The sequence below is a fragment of the Rhodococcus sp. FG69 genome (genome assembly GCF_057808915.1).
In genome coordinates, this window is sequence record NZ_JBMDIX010000008.1 from 1 (window position 1) to 17134 (window position 17134).

At 63.8% G+C, this 17134-nt stretch carries 15 protein-coding genes; 7 read left to right on the forward strand and 8 right to left on the reverse strand.

Going from position 1 to position 17134, the window contains the following annotated elements; translation table 11 throughout:
- Nucleotides 1-125: 125 nt before the first annotated feature.
- Nucleotides 126-755 (forward strand): maleylpyruvate isomerase N-terminal domain-containing protein, encoded by a 630-nt coding sequence (locus ACODSO_RS08250; protein ID WP_489036368.1) that lies wholly within the window; start codon nt 126-128, stop codon nt 753-755.
- Here the strand turns inward: ACODSO_RS08250 and ACODSO_RS08255 are convergent.
- Nucleotides 752-1693 carry a helix-turn-helix transcriptional regulator gene (locus ACODSO_RS08255; RefSeq protein WP_489036369.1) on the reverse strand — a complete coding sequence of 314 codons (942 nt, stop codon included), beginning with the start codon at nt 1691-1693 and terminating at the stop codon, nt 752-754. The two genes, ACODSO_RS08250 and ACODSO_RS08255, sit on opposite strands and share 4 nt — an antisense overlap.
- Before the next feature lie 61 nt (nt 1694-1754).
- Here ACODSO_RS08255 and ACODSO_RS08260 point away from each other — a divergent pair, with 61 nt between their 5' ends.
- Complete coding sequence (locus ACODSO_RS08260) at nt 1755-2354, forward strand: TIGR03086 family metal-binding protein (RefSeq protein WP_489036371.1); 600 nt, start codon at nt 1755-1757, stop codon at nt 2352-2354.
- On the opposite strand, the gene ACODSO_RS08265 is transcribed toward ACODSO_RS08260, so the two are convergent.
- Genes ACODSO_RS08265 through cobN form a run of 3 tightly spaced genes read right to left on the reverse strand, consistent with a single transcriptional unit; the run spans nt 2346 to nt 7992 of the window.
- Complete coding sequence (locus ACODSO_RS08265) at nt 2346-3971, reverse strand: amidohydrolase (RefSeq protein WP_489036372.1); 1626 nt, start codon at nt 3969-3971, stop codon at nt 2346-2348. The two genes, ACODSO_RS08260 and ACODSO_RS08265, sit on opposite strands and share 9 nt — an antisense overlap.
- A gap of 22 nt (nt 3972-3993) precedes the next feature.
- The gene (locus ACODSO_RS08270) at nt 3994-4371 is read right to left on the reverse strand and encodes a PPOX class F420-dependent oxidoreductase (protein WP_489036374.1); all 378 of its coding nucleotides are present in this window, start codon (nt 4369-4371) and stop codon (nt 3994-3996) included.
- Nucleotides 4372-4386: 15 nt separating this feature from the next.
- On the reverse strand, nt 4387-7992 hold the full coding sequence (cobN, locus tag ACODSO_RS08275) for a cobaltochelatase subunit CobN (protein ID WP_489036375.1): 3606 nt from the start codon (nt 7990-7992) through the stop codon (nt 4387-4389).
- Nucleotides 7993-8165: 173 nt separating this feature from the next.
- Between cobN and ACODSO_RS08280 the strand changes: the two genes are divergently transcribed.
- From ACODSO_RS08280 to cobJ, 4 genes are read left to right on the forward strand one after another with little or no spacing between them, the layout of a single operon-like run.
- Nucleotides 8166-9563 (forward strand): alanine--tRNA ligase-related protein, encoded by a 1398-nt coding sequence (locus tag ACODSO_RS08280; RefSeq protein ID WP_489036377.1) that lies wholly within the window; start codon nt 8166-8168, stop codon nt 9561-9563.
- Between the two features lie 10 nt (nt 9564-9573).
- Nucleotides 9574-10710 carry a precorrin-3B synthase gene (gene cobG, locus ACODSO_RS08285; RefSeq protein WP_489036378.1) on the forward strand — a complete coding sequence of 379 codons (1137 nt, stop codon included), beginning with the start codon at nt 9574-9576 and terminating at the stop codon, nt 10708-10710.
- Nucleotides 10711-10741: 31 nt separating this feature from the next.
- Nucleotides 10742-11368 carry a precorrin-8X methylmutase gene (locus tag ACODSO_RS08290; RefSeq protein ID WP_489036379.1) on the forward strand — a complete coding sequence of 209 codons (627 nt, stop codon included), beginning with the start codon at nt 10742-10744 and terminating at the stop codon, nt 11366-11368.
- A complete protein-coding gene (cobJ, locus tag ACODSO_RS08295) occupies nt 11365-12852 on the forward strand; it encodes a precorrin-3B C(17)-methyltransferase (RefSeq protein WP_489036381.1) in 1488 nt (495 codons plus the stop codon). The genes ACODSO_RS08290 and cobJ overlap by 4 nt, the downstream gene beginning before the upstream one ends.
- Here cobJ and ACODSO_RS08300 read toward each other — a convergent pair.
- From ACODSO_RS08300 to dprE2, 3 genes are read right to left on the reverse strand one after another with little or no spacing between them, the layout of a single operon-like run.
- Nucleotides 12849-13610, reverse strand: coding sequence for a cobalt-precorrin-6A reductase (locus ACODSO_RS08300; RefSeq protein WP_489036382.1), 762 nt, complete (start codon nt 13608-13610; stop codon nt 12849-12851). The genes cobJ and ACODSO_RS08300 overlap by 4 nt on opposite strands.
- The gene (cbiE, locus tag ACODSO_RS08305) at nt 13589-14815 is read right to left on the reverse strand and encodes a precorrin-6y C5,15-methyltransferase (decarboxylating) subunit CbiE (protein WP_489036534.1); all 1227 of its coding nucleotides are present in this window, start codon (nt 14813-14815) and stop codon (nt 13589-13591) included. The genes ACODSO_RS08300 and cbiE overlap by 22 nt, the downstream gene beginning before the upstream one ends.
- A complete protein-coding gene (dprE2, locus tag ACODSO_RS08310) occupies nt 14794-15555 on the reverse strand; it encodes a decaprenylphospho-beta-D-erythro-pentofuranosid-2-ulose 2-reductase (RefSeq protein ID WP_489036536.1) in 762 nt (253 codons plus the stop codon). Before dprE2 ends, cbiE begins: the two co-directional genes overlap by 22 nt.
- Before the next feature lie 23 nt (nt 15556-15578).
- On the opposite strand from dprE2, the gene ACODSO_RS08315 reads away from it, so the two are divergent.
- A complete protein-coding gene (locus tag ACODSO_RS08315) occupies nt 15579-15983 on the forward strand; it encodes a TIGR03618 family F420-dependent PPOX class oxidoreductase (protein WP_489036383.1) in 405 nt (134 codons plus the stop codon).
- Here ACODSO_RS08315 and ACODSO_RS08320 read toward each other — a convergent pair.
- Complete coding sequence (locus tag ACODSO_RS08320) at nt 15973-17118, reverse strand: M24 family metallopeptidase (RefSeq protein WP_489036385.1); 1146 nt, start codon at nt 17116-17118, stop codon at nt 15973-15975. The two genes, ACODSO_RS08315 and ACODSO_RS08320, sit on opposite strands and share 11 nt — an antisense overlap.
- Between the last annotated feature and the right edge of the window lie 16 nt (nt 17119-17134).

Consider the following 17134-nt stretch of genomic DNA (forward strand, 5'->3'; position numbering starts at 1 on the left):
CGTCATCCGCACCACCGACCCACACGGCAACAACTACTTCAGCCCACCCGAACTACGACCGCACACAAGAGCAGTGGAGAAAATATGCTGGACAACACCGGACGCATGAAGGCAGCGTGCGATCCATGACCGACTCGGTGGCAACTCGCACCCAAGATGTTCGACATCTTGTAAACACACTCCTCGATGGTGTCATGCGCGTTCCGATGGGTCAGTGGGACGAGCAGGCAGGAAGGCTCGCCTGGACCCGGTGGGAGACCGCAGAACACCTGGCAGACGACCTCTTCGTCTACGCGGCGACGTTGGCTGCGCCGTCATATCCCGCCGACCTTCCGTTCGAGACCACGAGACGGCGGGTCGGCGCACCCGACGAACTCGTCCACTCGAAACGTGCTGCAGGCCCGCAGGGAATTGCAGCCTTGATCGGCTCGGCGTCGAATTTGCTGATCGCGATCGCCGAAGCGACTCCCCCGCGTGTCACTGCCGACCACGTTTACGGCCGAACCGGCGGCGAGGGCTTTGCGGCAATGGCGTGCGTGGAAGTGATCGTCCACGGTCACGACATCTTCTCGGGCACTGAGGTCGAATGGGCACCTCACGAAGCAGTGTGCAGACGCACAGTGGTCAGGCTCTTTCCTGAGGTCGCGGGCACGCAGACGGCCGGTAGCTACTCCGAACTACTGTGGGCCACTGGCAGGATAGAGCTACCGGGCAGCCCGTTTCGCAGCGAATGGCGTTGGCGCAATCAAGTCTAGGGAGCGTGACTCGACATCATCCGTTGCGCACGGAGGTGGATCTCCGCGCGCAGCTCTGCGGGTCCCAGTACTTCGCAGTCGCCACCCAGCATCCAGACGAGCGACCCTGCGTGGGCCGAACCGCCGAGAACGACGTTCAGTTCCAACCATCCGTCGCGCTCGTCACAAACTTCGCCGATCTGAATTGCTGTTGCCTCGACCTGCTTCACACATTCGGCGCGGACTCGAAGTCGAACGTCGACAAGGTTTCGAGTTTCCCGGAACTGCGCGCGCCTGGCGTCCCACATCGCAGCGAGGTCGATCGACGCGCTTCGCTGTGCAGGGTCGTCGGTCACCGTTGCAAACAGAATGCGCCCCACCCGATACGTCCGATCCCGCCCGTCGCAGGTCGCCAACAGATACCAAGTGCCGGCGGCATAGACCAGCCCGAGAGGGTCGACCGTGCGCACGCGCGCAGGTTTGGCGCGCCCCTCGTACTCGATCTGCAGGCGCCTGCCTTCGAACACAGCCTGTTGGACGACTCCCAGGTGCTGGTCTCTTGGACCGTCTCCGAGCCACCCGTCTGGGCGAACCAGTACACGATCGGCCACGTCCGTAGCCACACGCCGCTGATCCTCTGGAAGCGACGCAGCAACCTTTCGCATCGCCGAAGCGAACGACGTGGACATTCCGAGTGATGCCGACGCATCGGCTGACAACAGTGCCGTGGCTTCCTCGACTGTCAGTCCGGTCAGGTCGGTGGTGAAGCCCGGAAGGAGCTCGAATCCACCGTGCCGTCCGCGTTCGGCGAAGACGGGAAAACCTGACGTCGACAGTGCGTCGATATCACGCATTACCGTCCGTTCGGACACCTCCAACTCGTGCGCGAGTTGTGACGCCGACATTCGTCCGCGATTGCGCAGCAGGAGGACCAACGAAATCAGCCTGTCTGCCCGCATCGACCGATCATTTCAGAAATATATGACACAAGGTGACATATATAGCAGTTTGACTGTTCACATGACCGCACCAGACATCGATCCCCGTCACCTCTACCGCGATGCCCTCGACTGGGTCGCCGCACTGATCCGAGAAGTGCGCACCGAACAGATGCCGCTCCCCACGCCGTGCACCGAGTTCGACGTCGCTACGCTGATCGGACACCAGCTCGCCGGTGTTCGACGCGCTGCCACGATGGGCAACGGCGGCAGTGCGGAATCGGTGCCGTTCGTACTGGAGGGCTTCGGCGATCCCAGCTCGGCGTACACGGCCGAAGCTGCAGCAGCAACGAAAGCCTGGGAAGACGACGTAAAGCTCGATACGACGGTCGCCGCACCATGGGGTGTGGTTCCCGGCCGCGCAGCGATGTGGGCCTATCTGAACGAAACATTCGTGCACGGGTGGGACCTCGCTGTCGCAACCGGCCAATCGTACGAAGCACCCCCCGGGATGGTGACGCCTGTGCTGACCGCGGCAGTGAAGGCAATCCCGGCAGACACACGCAACTTCATGCCCTTCGACGAGGTCGTCGAGTCACGACCGGGCGCCGGACCGACCGAGCGCCTCGCGAATTGGTCAGGCAGAGTAAGTGATCCATGGATTCCGGCACTTCTAGGCTGATCCGTTGTAGACCTGCACTCCGCCGAGGAAGGTCGCTCGAACGTCCAGTTCGGCGATCTTCTCCGGGGGTATCTCACGTGGGTCTGCAGACAAGACAACGAAGTCCGCGTACTTCCCCACCTCGATCGACCCGACGATATCGTCCGCAAACAACTGCCACGCTGCATCGATGGTCTGCGCGCGAATCGCCTGCTCGACGGTGAGCCGTTCCTCGGGGGCGGACACGCGTCCGCTCGGAGTGGTTCGTGTTACTGCGACCGAAATGTTGCGCAGCGGCTCCTCGGGCGTGACGGGCGGGTCGTTGTGTAGCGAGATTCGCATGCCCGCCGCAACCGCCGAACCCGCAGGCATCCAGCGTGTTCCGTGTTCGGGACCGAACAGTCCATCGACCAGAACATCACCCCAGTAGTGAATCTGATCGACGAACAAACTGCACGTGACGCCCAGCGCGACTGCTCGTTCCAATTGATCCTGGCGAATGGCGCCCACATGCTCCAGCCGCAGACGATGATCGGACCGCGGGTGGCGCTCGAGGGCGCTCTGGTACACGTCGAGGATGGTATCGATCCCATTGTCCCCCATGACGTGGCAGGCTATCGGCCACCCTCGCGGGAAGTATGCGTCGACGATGTCGGTCAACTGCTCGCGGGTGTAGTTGGCATGTCCGCAGGATCCCGGCTGGACGCCGATGGCCCTCGTTGCGTCCGTATCGAGGTATGGAAACGTCAGGTCGATGTTTCCGATCCACGGGGAGCCGTCGACCCATATCTTGATGCCGGTGTGGCGAACCATGTCGTCGCCGCTCGAGGGTTGGTTGTGTGCTGTCATCGACGGGTTCGACATCTCGTAGGTTCGGAGCCGGACGGTGAGCGCACCCGATGCACTCAGTGCGTCGACTGCGGGACCGAAGTCGGGGTCGTATGCCATCTCGGAGCACGTCGTCAGCCCTGCGCGATTCAATCGTGCGCACTCGGCGACAAGCATCGCCGGGTATGCGCCGGCGGTCATCGCACCCGCAACCAGAGGGAACACGGCTCCTGTTTCGCGGGCAGTTCCGTCCAATTCGCCGTCTGCGTCGCGACCGTATGCCGCCCCCTTGGGGTCCGGCGTGTTCCGGTCCAGCCCGACACTCGAGGCTGCGGCCGAGTTGAAGAACGCGAGATGGCCCGAATTATGCAGCACGACAAGCGGTGTCGTAGGCGCAATCGAGTTCAACCATGCAAGCGAAGGTTCAGGCAGTCCGTTCTGCAGCAGGGCGTCCCATCCGCTCAGGAACGCACCTTCCGCGCCTCGCCGCGCGACTTCGCGCCGAATAGCCGCTACCACGTCATCGGAATTCTTCATCGTGACTGGACGAATATCGACCATGCGGTCCGACAACACCAGCGCTTCCATCAGTGGATGCCCGTGCGCCTCGACCAATCCAGGCATCACGCATCCGTCGCCGACGTCGACGACACGGGTCTCTGGCCCGATCTGCTCTTCGATCTCGTCTCGGGAACCCACCGTCACGATTTTGCCGGCTCGAACAGCGACCGCCCCGGCGGTGGGTAAAGACGGGTCGACCGTCAGCACGGTTCCAAGCAGTACCAGATCAGCTACCGACGTAGGGGGCACACCGAGAAGTATGCGTCGAAATTCAGGCCGGCACGACCGAAATGCCCACAGTGCCCGACTTGCCACGCCGTAGCGAACTGCCCTTCACCGTCAACCATCCGAGGATGCCGTATTTCGAGGATATCGCGGCTCGAGCTTTTTCCGTACCGGCCGAGTCGAGTATCTCGGCGACACCGCTGATCTTCTCGCCCGTAACTTTTCCACGAGCCGAGCACGGCGCGACAGTCACCGCGGCGTTTCGCTTGATCCGCTTGACCTTCCACGAGTCTGCAGTGGTCCAGACCAACAGTCTGTCGCCGTCGCGCGCTCCCCACAACGGGGTGGCGACGGGCGTGCCGTCCTTCTTGAACGTCGTGAGCGAGACGTACTTTCCGTCTGCAATCTCCTGAAACGTGGCCATGGGCCAAGAATACGGCTATTCCCCCTCCAAATCTCCTTCTGTTTCCAGATAGATCTGACGCAGCCCATTCAGGATCTGGGCATCGGGTTCGGCCCACATCTCGCGTTCGGCGGCCTCGAGCAACCGCTCGGCGATGCCGTGCAACGCCCACGGGTTCGATTGCTTCATGAACTTCTGATTCTGCTCATCGAGCACATAGGTCTCGGCGAGCTTCTCGTACATCCAGTCCGCGACGACATTGGTGGTGGCGTCGTACCCGAACAGGTAGTCGACGGTCGCGGCCATCTCGAACGCGCCCTTGTAACCGTGTCGACGCATCGCTTCGAGCCACCGCGGATTGACCACCCGCGCACGGAACACGCGGGCAGTTTCCTCCGACAACGTGCGGGTGCGCACGGACTCAGGCCGTGTGCTGTCGCCGATGTACGCCTCTGGAGACTTGCCCGTCAACGCACGAACGGTGGCAACCATGCCCCCGTGGTACTGGAAGTAGTCGTCCGAGTCGGCGATGTCGTGTTCTCGAGTGTCGGTGTTCTTCGCCGCAACCGCGATCCGTTTGTATGCAGTCCGCATGTCGTCCGACGCGGGAACTCCGTCGAGTCCTCGTCCGTACGCAAAGCCACCCCACGTCGTGTAAACCTGCGCAAGATCTGTGTCGCTGCGCCAGGTCTTGCTGTCGATCAACTGCAACAGACCTGCACCGTAGGTACCCGGCTTCGATCCGAAGATTCTTGTCGTCGAACGCCGTTCGTCGCCATGCTCGGCAAGATCCGCCTGGGCATGCGCGCGAACGAAGTTCTGATCCGCGGGCTCGTCGAGCGCTGCGACGAGTCGCACCGCGTCGTCGAGCAATGCCAGCACATGGGGGAATGCATCTCGGAAGAAGCCGCTGATTCGCACCGTCACGTCGATACGTGGTCGGCCGAGTTCCTCGAGCTCGATCACCGAGAGCCTCGTGACGCGGCGCGATGCCTCGTCCCACACCGGTGACACCCCGAGGAGCGCGAAGACCTCGGCGACATCGTCTCCGGAAGTCCGCATGGCCGACGTGCCCCACACCGAGAGACCGACCGACTTCGGCCACTCGCCATGGTCCTGTCTGTATCGCGCCAGAAGCGATTCAGCCATCGCCTGACCCGTTTCCCATGCCAGTTTCGACGGCACGGCCTTCGGATCGACCGAATAGAAGTTGCGTCCGGTCGGCAACACGTTGATCAAGCCTCGTAGGGGCGAACCGCTCGGGCCCGCGGCGATGAATCCGCCGTCGAGCGCATGCAGAACCTGATCGATCTCACGAGAGGTTCCCCGTAGACGAGGCACCACCTCGGTGGCTGCAAATCGAAGAATCTCCGCGACCGTCGAACCGTGCTCGCCGGCAACCCGCTCGGCTTCGGCCGGGTCCCACTGGGTCTGCTGCATCTCCGCGACGAGACCATGAGCGATCGACTCGACTTCGTCGACACGGACACGTTCCTCGTCGCCGTCTTCGCTGAGGCCGAGAGCTTCCCTCAGTCCGGGAACAGACTGCTCACCGCCCCACATCTGGCGTGCGCGAAGCATGGCGAGGACGAGCTCGACTTCGGCGTCGCCGACGGGCTCTTGCCCGAGAATGTGCAGGCCGTCTCGAATCTGCACGTCCTTGATCTCGCATAGCCAGCCATCGACATGAAGCAGCATGTCGTCGAATACTTCCTCGTCAGGCCGCTCCTCCAGACCGAGATCATGGTGCATCTGCGCTGCCGTCATCAGGGTCCAGATCTGCTGACGAATGGCAGGCAGTTTTGCTGGGTCGAGGGCTGAGATGTTGGCGTGCTCGTCGAGCAGCTGCTCGAGACGTGCGATGTCGCCGTAGCTCTCTGCGCGGGCCATCGGAGGAATGAGATGGTCGACGAGGGTTGCGTGCGCACGCCGCTTGGCCTGAGTTCCCTCGCCGGGATCATTGACGAGGAACGGGTAGATCAGCGGCAGGTCGCCGAGCGCGGCATCGGTGCCACACGATGCGGACATTCCGAGGGTCTTGCCCGGCAACCATTCGAGGTTCCCGTGCTTGCCGAGATGCACCATCGCGTCCGCCCCGAACCCGCCGTCGGCAGTCGAAGCTCGAATCCAGCGGTAGGCAGCCAGGTAGTGGTGGCTCGGCGGCAGATCCGGGTCGTGATAGATCGCAACTGGTCTCTCGCCGAACCCGCGCGGCGGCTGGACCATGATGACGACGTTTCCGAATTGCATTGCTGCGATCACGATCTCACCGTCGGGATCCGAGGATCGATCGACGTACAGATCGCCCGGTGCCGGCCCCCAGTGCTCCTCGACAGCGGACGTCAGGTCCTCGGGCAAGCTAGCGAACCACGACCGATACCGCGCAGCCGAGATACGAATCGGGTTACCTTCGAGCTGCTCGGCAGTCAGCCAGTCCGGATCCTGACCACCGCGGGCGATCAGCGCGTGGATGAGGGCATCACCGTCGCGCGCTGCCAGGCCCGGGATTGCATCCGGACCGTCCATGGGTCCGAGATCGTATCCGGCGCTACGCATATCGGTCATCAGGGCGATCGCGCTGGCTGGAGTATCGAGCCCGACTGCGTTGCCGATCCGAGCGTGTTTGGTCGGATACGCCGAGAACATGAGCGCGATCCGTCGATCCGAAGCCGGGATATGCCGTAGTTTCGCGTGCCGAACTGCGATTCCTGCCACACGCGCCGCCCGCTCGTGATCGGGGACGTACGTCGTCAAGCCGTCACCGTCGATCTCCTTGAACGAGAACGGAACTGTGATGAGTCGGCCGTCGAACTCGGGAACGGCGACCTGAGTCGCGACATCGAGCGGCGATAGACCGTCGTCGTTCTCGTTCCACGTCGCACGACTACTGGTCAGGCACAGGCCCTGCAGGATCGGTACGTCGAGGGCAGCCAGTTCCGCGACGTCCCACGCTTCGTCGTCCCCACCTGCCGACGCACCTGCAGGCTTGGTCCCGCCTGCGGCCAGCACGGTCACGATCATCGCGTCGGCAGACTTCAGTGTGTCCAGGAGTTCACGCTCGGCAGTCCGCAGAGACGCGCAGAAGATCGGTAGCGCCCTGCCGCCCGCCGACTCGACGGCCGAACTCAGTGCGTCGATGTAGGCGGTGTTACCGGCGAGATGTTGGGCGCGGTAATACAGAATCGCAATGACGGGCCCCGTTGCGTCGGCGTGCTGCGTGCGCTCGAGAACGCCCCAGGTCGGCGTGTGCGCCGGAGCTGAGAATCCATGTCCGGTGAGGAGCACGGTGTCGGAGAGGAAGCCGAACAGCTGCGCCAGATTCTCCGGCCCGCCTTCGGCGAGATAATTGTGCGCTTGGGCGGCGACGTTCCCCGGAACCGTCGACAATTCCATCAACTCGGCGTCCGGTGCTTGCTCGCCACCGAGAACGACTACGGGAAGCCCCGTGGCGAGTACTGCATCCACGCCCTCCTCCCACGACCGTTTCGATCCGAGGATTCGTAGAACGATCAGTTCGGCACCCATTGCCAGCTCGGGAACGTCGTCGGCGAGCAGCCTGGACGGGTTCCCCCACCGGTAATCGACGCCGCTTGCTCGCGCGCTGAGTAGATCGGTGTCCGACGTGGACAGGAGCAGGATCACAGGTAACGCCCTCCTGAAGGGTTTCGCGCCCCTCGGTTGCCATGCAGTTCTCGAGCTCGCGGGAGAGGGTCTGGCTGTGACAGTGGCGCGACCGCTCCGGACTTACACCGGCTTCCTCTCGGCCCGAGCCGATCCAACCGCGAACTCTACCGAACGGACGTAGCATCCTTCGAATGGATGCCAGAGCCATACGCAGCGCCTACCTGCAGTTCTACTCGGCACGCGGACATCACCCGATCGAGCGGGCGAACCTCGTCCCGCGAAATGATCCGACAACTCTCTTCAACGGCAGTGGGATGCAGCAACTCCTGCCCTATCTGCTGGGTGCAGAGCATCCGGATGGCACCAGACTGACCGACAGTCAGCCGTGCGTCCGCGTCCAGGACATAGAAGAAGTCGGCGACAACCGTCATACGACTTTTTTCGAGATGCTCGGCAACTGGAGCCTGGGCGACTACTTCAAATCCGAGCAGATTCCGTGGTTCTGGGAGTTTCTGACCGATGTCGTCGGACTCGATCCCGCCAGGATCTACGTGACCTGCTTCGCAGGAGACGAACAAAACGGCATTCCCAAGGACACCGAGAGCGCCGACATCTGGGCTTCGCTGTTCGACACTGCGGGCATCGATGCCGACCAGGTCGACCTCGGAACCGAGCGACAAGGCGGCGAAGTGGGCAACCACGGTGCCCGCATCGCGTTCTACGGCGGCAAGAACTGGTGGTGCCGGGCAGGCGCGGCCGAAGCGATGCCGGTCGGCGAACCTGGTGGACCTGATTCGGAGGTCTTCTACCTCTACCCGGACGTCCAACACGACACCGCGTACGGGCAGTACTGCCACCAGAACTGCGACTGCGGCCGGTACATCGAGCTGGGAAATTCAGTGTTCATGCAGTATGCCCGCACCGAGGACGGTTTTGCAGCCCTGCCACGCAGAAATGTCGACTACGGGGGCGGTCTGGAGCGGATCGCCGCAGCGGCTCTGAACAGTCCCGACGTGTTCCGAAGCAGCCTGCTGTGGCCGATCGTCGAACAGCTGCAGAGCGTGACGGGCAAGGCCTACGACACGCACACGACCGCCATGCGGGTCGTTGCCGACCACCTTCGCGGCGCGGTCTTTCTGGCGGTCGACGGCGTACGTCCGAGTAACAAGGAACAGGGATACGTCCTGCGACGCCTGGTTCGCCGCGCGATCCGATACGCCTTCGAGTTGGGGGTGGAGGAGAACTTTTTGCAGAAGATCGTGCCCACTATTGCCGATCTCTATCGCGACGCGTACCCGGAGGTGGCCGAGCGCCACGACGACGTCATCGCCGCACTGGTCAAGGAGGAGAAAGCCTTCCGGCAGACTCTGCGACGTGGCCTACGAGAGCTCGTCCGAATGTCGGATCGGCTCGTGACCGGCGAAGAACTTTTCGTTCTGTACGACACCTACGGCTTCCCAGTCGAGCTCAGTGTCGAGGAAGCTCGCGGCAACGCGATCTCGGTCAGCGAGCAGTGGCGAGCCGAGTTCGATGCGAAAATGCGCGAGCAGCGCGAACGGTCGCGAGCTGCGAACAAGATGCACTTGTAGCCTGGGTGTCGTGAGTTCGACCGATCCGAGAGCTGTACCCGACAGATGCCCGGGTGCGCTGTCGACACATCAGGCAGCCGACGGTCCGTTGGCCCGGGTTCGACTACCCGGCGGACAACTGACGCCCGGCCAGATGCTCGCCCTCGCCCAGGCTGCCCGCGACCTCGGCAACGGATCGATGGAGCTGACCTCCCGAGGCAACATTCAGTTTCGCGCGGTGCAGGACAGCGATGAGCTGGCCCGCAGACTCGCAGACGCGGGCCTGCTGCCGTCCGCGACGCACGAACGCGTACGGAACATACTCGCGTCGCCGCTGACCGGCCGCGTCGGCGGTCTCGTCGATGTGCGCGGGCTGATATCGACGCTGGACGACGCGGTGTGCGCGGACCGTGAATTGGCCGGCCTTCCCGGGCGGACGTTGTTCGCACTCGACGACGGCCGAGGTGACGTGATCGCGTCCGACCCGGATTTCGCCGTGCGCGCTGTGACCCCCACCACGTATGCGCTGGTGTTATCCGGGGTCGACTCGCGGGTGCGCATCGTTGGAAGCGACGTCGTCGACGTCTTGGTGGCGTCAGCGAGGGCGTTCGTCCGCATGCGCACCACCGAGTGGCGGTTGAGCGAACTCGACGACGGTCGCGCACGCGTACTCACAGAGCTGGGTCTCACACCGGCGGACAACGTCGATTCGCTCGTCGCGCCGGACGGTGTTCCGCCCATCGGCTGGATACCCCAGGACGATGGATGGGTGTCTCTCGGAGGTGCACTCGCGCTGGGCACTCTCGACGCGCGCCTCGGCGAGTTCTTGGCTGCGATCGACACGCCGCTCGTGATGACTCCCTGGCGCAGTCTCGTAGTCTGCGATCTCGACGAGAATGCGGCGGAGGCAGTCGTACGGGTGCTCGCTCCGATGGGCCTTATCTTCGACGAGAATTCGCCCTGGATCGACGCTAGCGCATGTACCGGATCTCCGGGATGCGAGAAGTCGCATGCAGACGTTCGATCCGACTTGAGAGATGCGATCGAGACCGGCGCCGTCACGCGCTCCGGACGTCAACATTGGTCGGGCTGCGACCGCAGATGCGGCAAGCCCAAGGGCGCTGTACTCGATGTCGTTGCCGGACCTTCCGGCTACCGGGTGTCCTGACGCGCGGCGGACCTGACCTATCGTGAGCACCATGCACGACTACATCCGCGACGGTGCGGAGATCTACCGACAGTCCTTCGCAACCATCAGGGCCGAAGCAGACCTGTCGGCATTCTCCCCCGGCATCGCCCAGGTCGTCGTCCGCATGATTCACGCCAGTGGTGAAGTCGATCTGACCGAGGTGGTGGCGGCGACGCCGAACGTCGTGCGCGATGCACGCGCAGCTCTGAATGCGGGCGCGCCGATACTGTGCGACGCGAACATGGTGGCAGCCGGTGTGACCCGCCGACGCCTACCTGCAGACAACGAAGTGGTCTGTACGTTGTCCGATCCGACGGTCCGCGCTCTGGCCGAGAAGATGGGCACCACTCGCACCGCCGCCGCGCTGGAACTGTGGGGCGACCGACTCGGTGGGGCTGTTGTCGCGATCGGCAATGCGCCGACCGCGCTCTTCCATCTTCTCGAGATGCTTGCCGATGGCGCTCCGAAGCCGGCCGCCATCGTCGGTGGACCCGTCGGGTTCATCGGTGCAGCGGAATCCAAGGAAGATCTGATCGCGTCCGGTCTGGGCGTGGAGTACCTCGTAGTCCGCGGTCGCCGCGGCGGTAGCGCGATCACCGCCGCCGCAGTGAATGCCATTGCGAGTGAAGAAGAATGACTGTGAAACCTGGAAAATTGTGGGGTGTAGGTCTCGGACCGGGCGACCCAGAACTCGTGACGGTCAAGGCTGCCCGCATCATCGGCGAAGCCGACGTGATTGCCTTCCACAGCGCGCAGCACGGGCGCAGCATCTCTCGAGGTGTCGCGGACCGATACATGCGAGACGATCAAACCGAAGAACATCTCGTCTACCCCGTGACAACCGAGACCACCGATCACCCCGGCGGCTACCAGGGTGCGATAGACGAATTCTACGAGAATGCAGCGGCGCGGCTGGCCGCTCACCTTCAGGCAGGCAGATCAGTGGCTCTGCTCGCCGAGGGTGACCCGCTTTTCTACAGCTCGTACATGCACATGCACAAGCGACTCGCCGACCGGTTCGACGTGGAAGTCGTTCCGGGGGTGACGTCGGTCAGCGCGGCGTCGGCAGCGTTGGCGACTCCCCTGGTCGAACGCGACGAAGTCTTCACGGTGTTGCCGGGAACGTTGCCGGTAGAGGAACTGGCGCGCCGCCTGCGCGCCACGGATGCCGCTGCGATCATGAAGCTCGGCAGAACATTTCCGACTGTGGTGAAGGCTCTGGAGATTTCGGGGAGGCTCGGCGAGGCCAAATACGTCGAACGTGCGAGCACCGAACGACAGCGTGTTCTCGATGTCGCGGACGTCGACGCATCAGCGGTTCCGTACTTCTCGATCGCCTTGGTTCCGAGCCCCTCGAACAATCGAACCGAGAAATCATCGCGCGGCGAGGTCGTCGTCGTCGGCCTGGGACCTGGTGCCGACCGGTGGACGACGGACGAGGTTCGCCACGAGCTTTCAGCTGCAACGGATCTGGTCGGGTACGTAACCTATCTGGATCGGGTCGCTGTGCGCACCGGCCAGGTCCGTCATGCGAGCGACAACAGGGTCGAGTCCGAGCGGGCGGCTTTCGCGCTCGACCTGGCCAAACGGGGAAAGCGCGTCGTCGTTGTGTCGTCCGGCGACCCTGGCGTGTTCGCGATGGCAGCTGCCGTCCTCGAAGTGGCGGCCGAGCCCGAGTGGTCGGGAGTCCCTGTCCGGGTGGTACCAGGCATGACAGCGGCCAATGCCGTCGCGAGCCGAGTCGGAGCCCCACTCGGTCACGACTACGCTGTCATCTCGCTGTCCGATCGTCTGAAGCCGTGGGACATAGTGGCCACACGACTGGCAGCCGTAGCTGCCGCCGACATGGCGATCGCGGTGTACAACCCCGCCTCCAAGTCGCGAACGTGGCAGGTCGGGGCGATGCGCGATCTTCTCCTCGAACACCGAGGCCCGGATACTCCTGTGGTGATCGGGCGGGCTGTCGGTAGCGACCAGGAATCCGTCCGCACCGTCCGCCTGGCCGATCTCGAACCGAGAGAAATCGATATGCGGTGCCTGCTGATCATCGGTTCCTCGCAGACTCGAATCGTCGGGACCGGCTGCGGTGCTCAGGTTTTCACGTCCCGACGCTATCCCTAGATCGGTTCGGTCGACCGCAGCCAGTCCACTACCGCCTCCGGGGAGTCGGTGACGACATCTCCGACGGGCAACAGTGGTCGCTCGATCATCACGACGGTGATGCCGAGGGCGCGTGCTGCGATGATTTTCGCCTCCGTCATCGCTCCTCCGCTGTTCTTGCTGACCACCACGTCGATGCGATGATCGCGTAGCAGAGCTATCTCGTCGTCGACGTCGAAAGGCCCTCGCGTCAGTAGCGATCGGTGATTCGGAGGCATCGGTACCTCGGGCGGATCGATACAACGCACGAGAAACCATGTCCGCTCGATGTGTGCGAATGCGTTCACACCCTGCCGTCCGATGGTCAGAAATGCCCGCTGCGCAGTCGATTCCACAATCGATGCCGCCTCGGTCACCGAAGCCGCGGAAACCCAATCGTCCCCGGGCTCGGGTCGCCATTCCGGACGCACGAGTTGGACGAGGGGAACGTCGGTGGCGGTGGCGGCAGCATGGGCATTCGCTGTTATCGCCGCCGCGAAGGGATGCGTGGCATCGACGACCACATCGATATCGTTGTCTACGATCCATCCGGCGAGACCCTCGGCCCCACCGAATCCGCCGAGTCTGACAGCACCTCCCGGCAATACCGGCCGGCGCACGCGCCCCGCTAGCGATGTCACTACATCGATTCGCGTATCTGCCGCGAGCAACTCGGCGAGAGCCCTCGACTCCGTCGTGCCCCCCAGCAGCAAGATCTTCACAGCTTGACAGCGATCCATTGCGCAACGGGAAGCTGTGGGCGCCAACTCGTGAAGGAACCGAGAGGCTCGGCACGGTAGATCTGAAATTTTCGCAGCGAACCGCCGAAGCGCGAGACACAAGTCAACAGAAGCGCTTCGGACTCCGCGGTGACAGAGTTGACCACCAGGCGACCCCCTGGCGCCAGCCGTTCCCAGCAGGCATCGATCATGCCCGGCGCGGTGAGGCCGCCGCCGATGAACACCGCATCGGGGAATCGAGAGTCGAAGGTCTGCGGTGCTTTCCCGGCAATGATGTTCAATCCCGGTACGCCCAGGGCCGCAGCGTTGGTTTCGATCTGCGCACACCTGCTCGGTGATGATTCGAACACCGTTGCGCGGCATCGCGGATCGGTGCGCATCCATTCGATCGCAATCGACCCCGATCCCCCGCCGACGTCCCAGAGAAGCTCACCGGGAGCCGGCGCCAGCGCAGCGAGCGTGAGAGCTCGGACCTCCGACTTGGTGAGCTGTCCGTCGCCGGTGTACACACTGTCCGGTAACCCGGGGACACGAGTCGTTCTGATAGCGAGAGGATCGGCAACGCACTCGATGGCAACGACGTTCAGCGCATCTCCGGCTGGGTGGGCCCATGCACCCGCTGTGGTGGACAGGGTTCTCTCGTCGGGGCCACCGAGCTGTTCCAACACGGTGAAACGTGATCGCCCGAACCCAGAATTGCGAAGCAACGCGGCTACCTCTGCGGGGGTCTGCTCGTTGCGAGACAGGACAAGTACTCGTACCCCGTCGGACAATGCGGGCAGGAGGGTGGAAACAGGTGAATTCACCACGCTCACGGTCGTCGTGGTGTGTACTGCCCATCCGAGCCGTGCACATGCCAGCGACAGCGACGACGGCGCAGGAATCACTCGCAGCCGGGCCGCGCCGAACTCGCGTACCAGGCTGACGCCGATCCCGTGAAACATCGGGTCCCCGCTCGCGAGTACACAGATCTGCTGACCGTCGAACTCGTCGATCAGCGATCGCAGGTTCGGAAGCAGTGGGCTCGGCCAGCAGCGACGGCGCTCGGCGGTGAGAGGCAGCGAGGCGAGCTGCCGCACCGAACCGAACACCATGTCCGCCTCGGCGACCACCCTCCGCGCCGACTCCGCGAGCCCATCCCACCCGTCGGCACCGATACCGACGACGTCGATCGGAAGTGCCGTCACCGGGGTAGCTTTCGCCACAACCACGCCGGCACCATGTGCAGGATGAGGTAGATGGGCGCCAGAATCCCCGGCACCCACACCGTGGTGCGGCCCTTGGCGAGTGCGCGCACTACTGCGTCGGCCACCTGACCCGGAGTACTCGAGAACGGCGCGGGTGTCATTCCCTCGGTCATCGACCCGATGACGAATCCAGGCGTGACGAGCAGGAGACCGACACCGGTTCCGTGGAGGGCATCGGACAGGCCGCTGGCAAAACCGTGCAAGCCGGCCTTCGCGGAACCGTAGACGTAGTTGGCCTTGCGCACGCGGACGCCTGCCACCGAAGAGAACACCACCAGCTGTCCGCTCCCCTGCTCGCGCAACAGGTTCGCGGCATGAGTGAGGACGGAAACCTGTGCGACGTAGTCGGTATGGATGATCGCCAACGCATGAGCGGCGTCGACTTCGGCTCTCGCTTGCTCACCGAGAATCCCGAACGCCAGCACGACAGTCGCCAACTGTCCGTATGACTGGGCCACTGATCGCAACAACTCGGCATGGGAGCTCAGATCGTCGGCGTCGAATTCGACGGTGGCCACCTCGCTGGCGCCCGCCGCGGACACCCTCTCGATCTGTTCGCCCATGTCACTACTTCGCCGTGCAGCCAGCACGACGGTTCTGCCGCGGGCAAGGCGCGTGGCGACTTCCAGTCCGATCTCGCTGCGTCCGCCGAGGATCAGGAGAGTGCCGTTTTCGCGAGTGGGTGTCACACCCGACAGTCTCGCCGATTACCGTTTGCAGCATGGCCACCACCCCCGCGTCTCTCACGTCGGATGCAACCCAGTTCCTTGCCGAGCGTCATCTTGCGACACTGACGACCCTCCGCAAGGACGGAACGCCGCATGTCGTTGCCGTCGGATTCACGTGGGATGCGGAGAGCTCCGTGGTTCGGGTGATCACCAGTCGGGCGTCCCAGAAGGCGCTCAACGCCACGCGCGGTGGCTACGCCGCAGTGAGTCAGGTCGATGGAGCACGATGGCTGACCCTCGAAGGGGCATCGGACGTACTCACCGCACCGGACGACGTAGTCGACGCCGAGAATCGGTACGCGCAGCGCTACCGCGTTCCGCGAGAGAATCCCGAACGAGTGGTCGTTCGAATCGCGGTGCGGCGAATTCTGGGTTCGAGGTCGTTGCTCAACCGATAGGAAGAACCGTCAGTCCGTGTGGTCGCAGGTTGACGGACTCGCACCCGTCGGCGGTCACCACTACGATATCTTCGATCCGCGCGCCCCACAGCCCGTGGAAGTAGATGCCCGGCTCGATGCTGAATGCCATGCCCTCGGTGAGTTCGATGTCGTTGCCTGCCACGATGTACGGCTCCTCGTGCACGGACAGCCCGATCCCGTGACCGGTGCGATGCAGGAAGGCCTCACCGAGCCCTTCGGCAACCAGAATGTCGCGAGCCGCGGCATCGATCGACTCGGCCGTCACGCCAGGCCTGACTGCGTCCACGGCAGCCTGCTGCGCTCGTTCGAGAGTGGCGTACTGCGCGGCCACCTCAGCTGTCGGCTCACCCAGGACGTACGTTCGCGTCGAGTCCGAGTTGTATCCGGGTGCAACCGGCCCACCGATGTCTATCACGACGACGTCGCCCGCCTCGATGACCCGGTCGGAGACCTCGTGGTGCGGATCGGCGCCGTGGGGGCCCGAGCCGACGATGATGAAGGCGGCCTCGGTGTGCCCCTCCTCGAGGATGGCAGCAGCGATGTCTGCGGCGACAGCGGCCTCGGTTCGGCCCACCGCCAAGAAGTCACCCATCCGGCTGTGCACACGGTCGATGGCCTGCCCGGCGCGGCGAAGTGCATCGATCTCCGCGTCGTCCTTCAGCATGCGCAGCCGACGAAGGACCCCCGTCGCGAGAATGGGGGTTCGGCCGAGACGCTGTGCGAGCGGTACGAAATGCAACGCAGGCATCGCATCGTCCACCGCGGTGGCTGCACCTGAGGGAAGACCTGCAGCGACGATGTCGTACGGGCTGAACCCGTCCACCCAGTCCGAAACCGTCAGACCGAGATCCGCCACTGCCGATTCCTTCAGCGCGGCAAGCTCCAACCGGGGCACCACAATGGTCGGAGTCGTTCCGTCGGCGGGGATCACGAGACAGATCAGCCGTTCGAACGAACCGGCTCGTGAACCGACAAGGTACTGCAGGTCCGGGCCCGGGGTGATGAGCAAGGCGTCGAGCCCCGCCTGGCCTGCGTACTCGGCAGCTCGTGACAATCGTGAGGCGTAGATCTCGGAGGAGAATCTGGCTGCTGGCGTCGTCGAATCGGAACTCATTCCTACAGGCTATCGG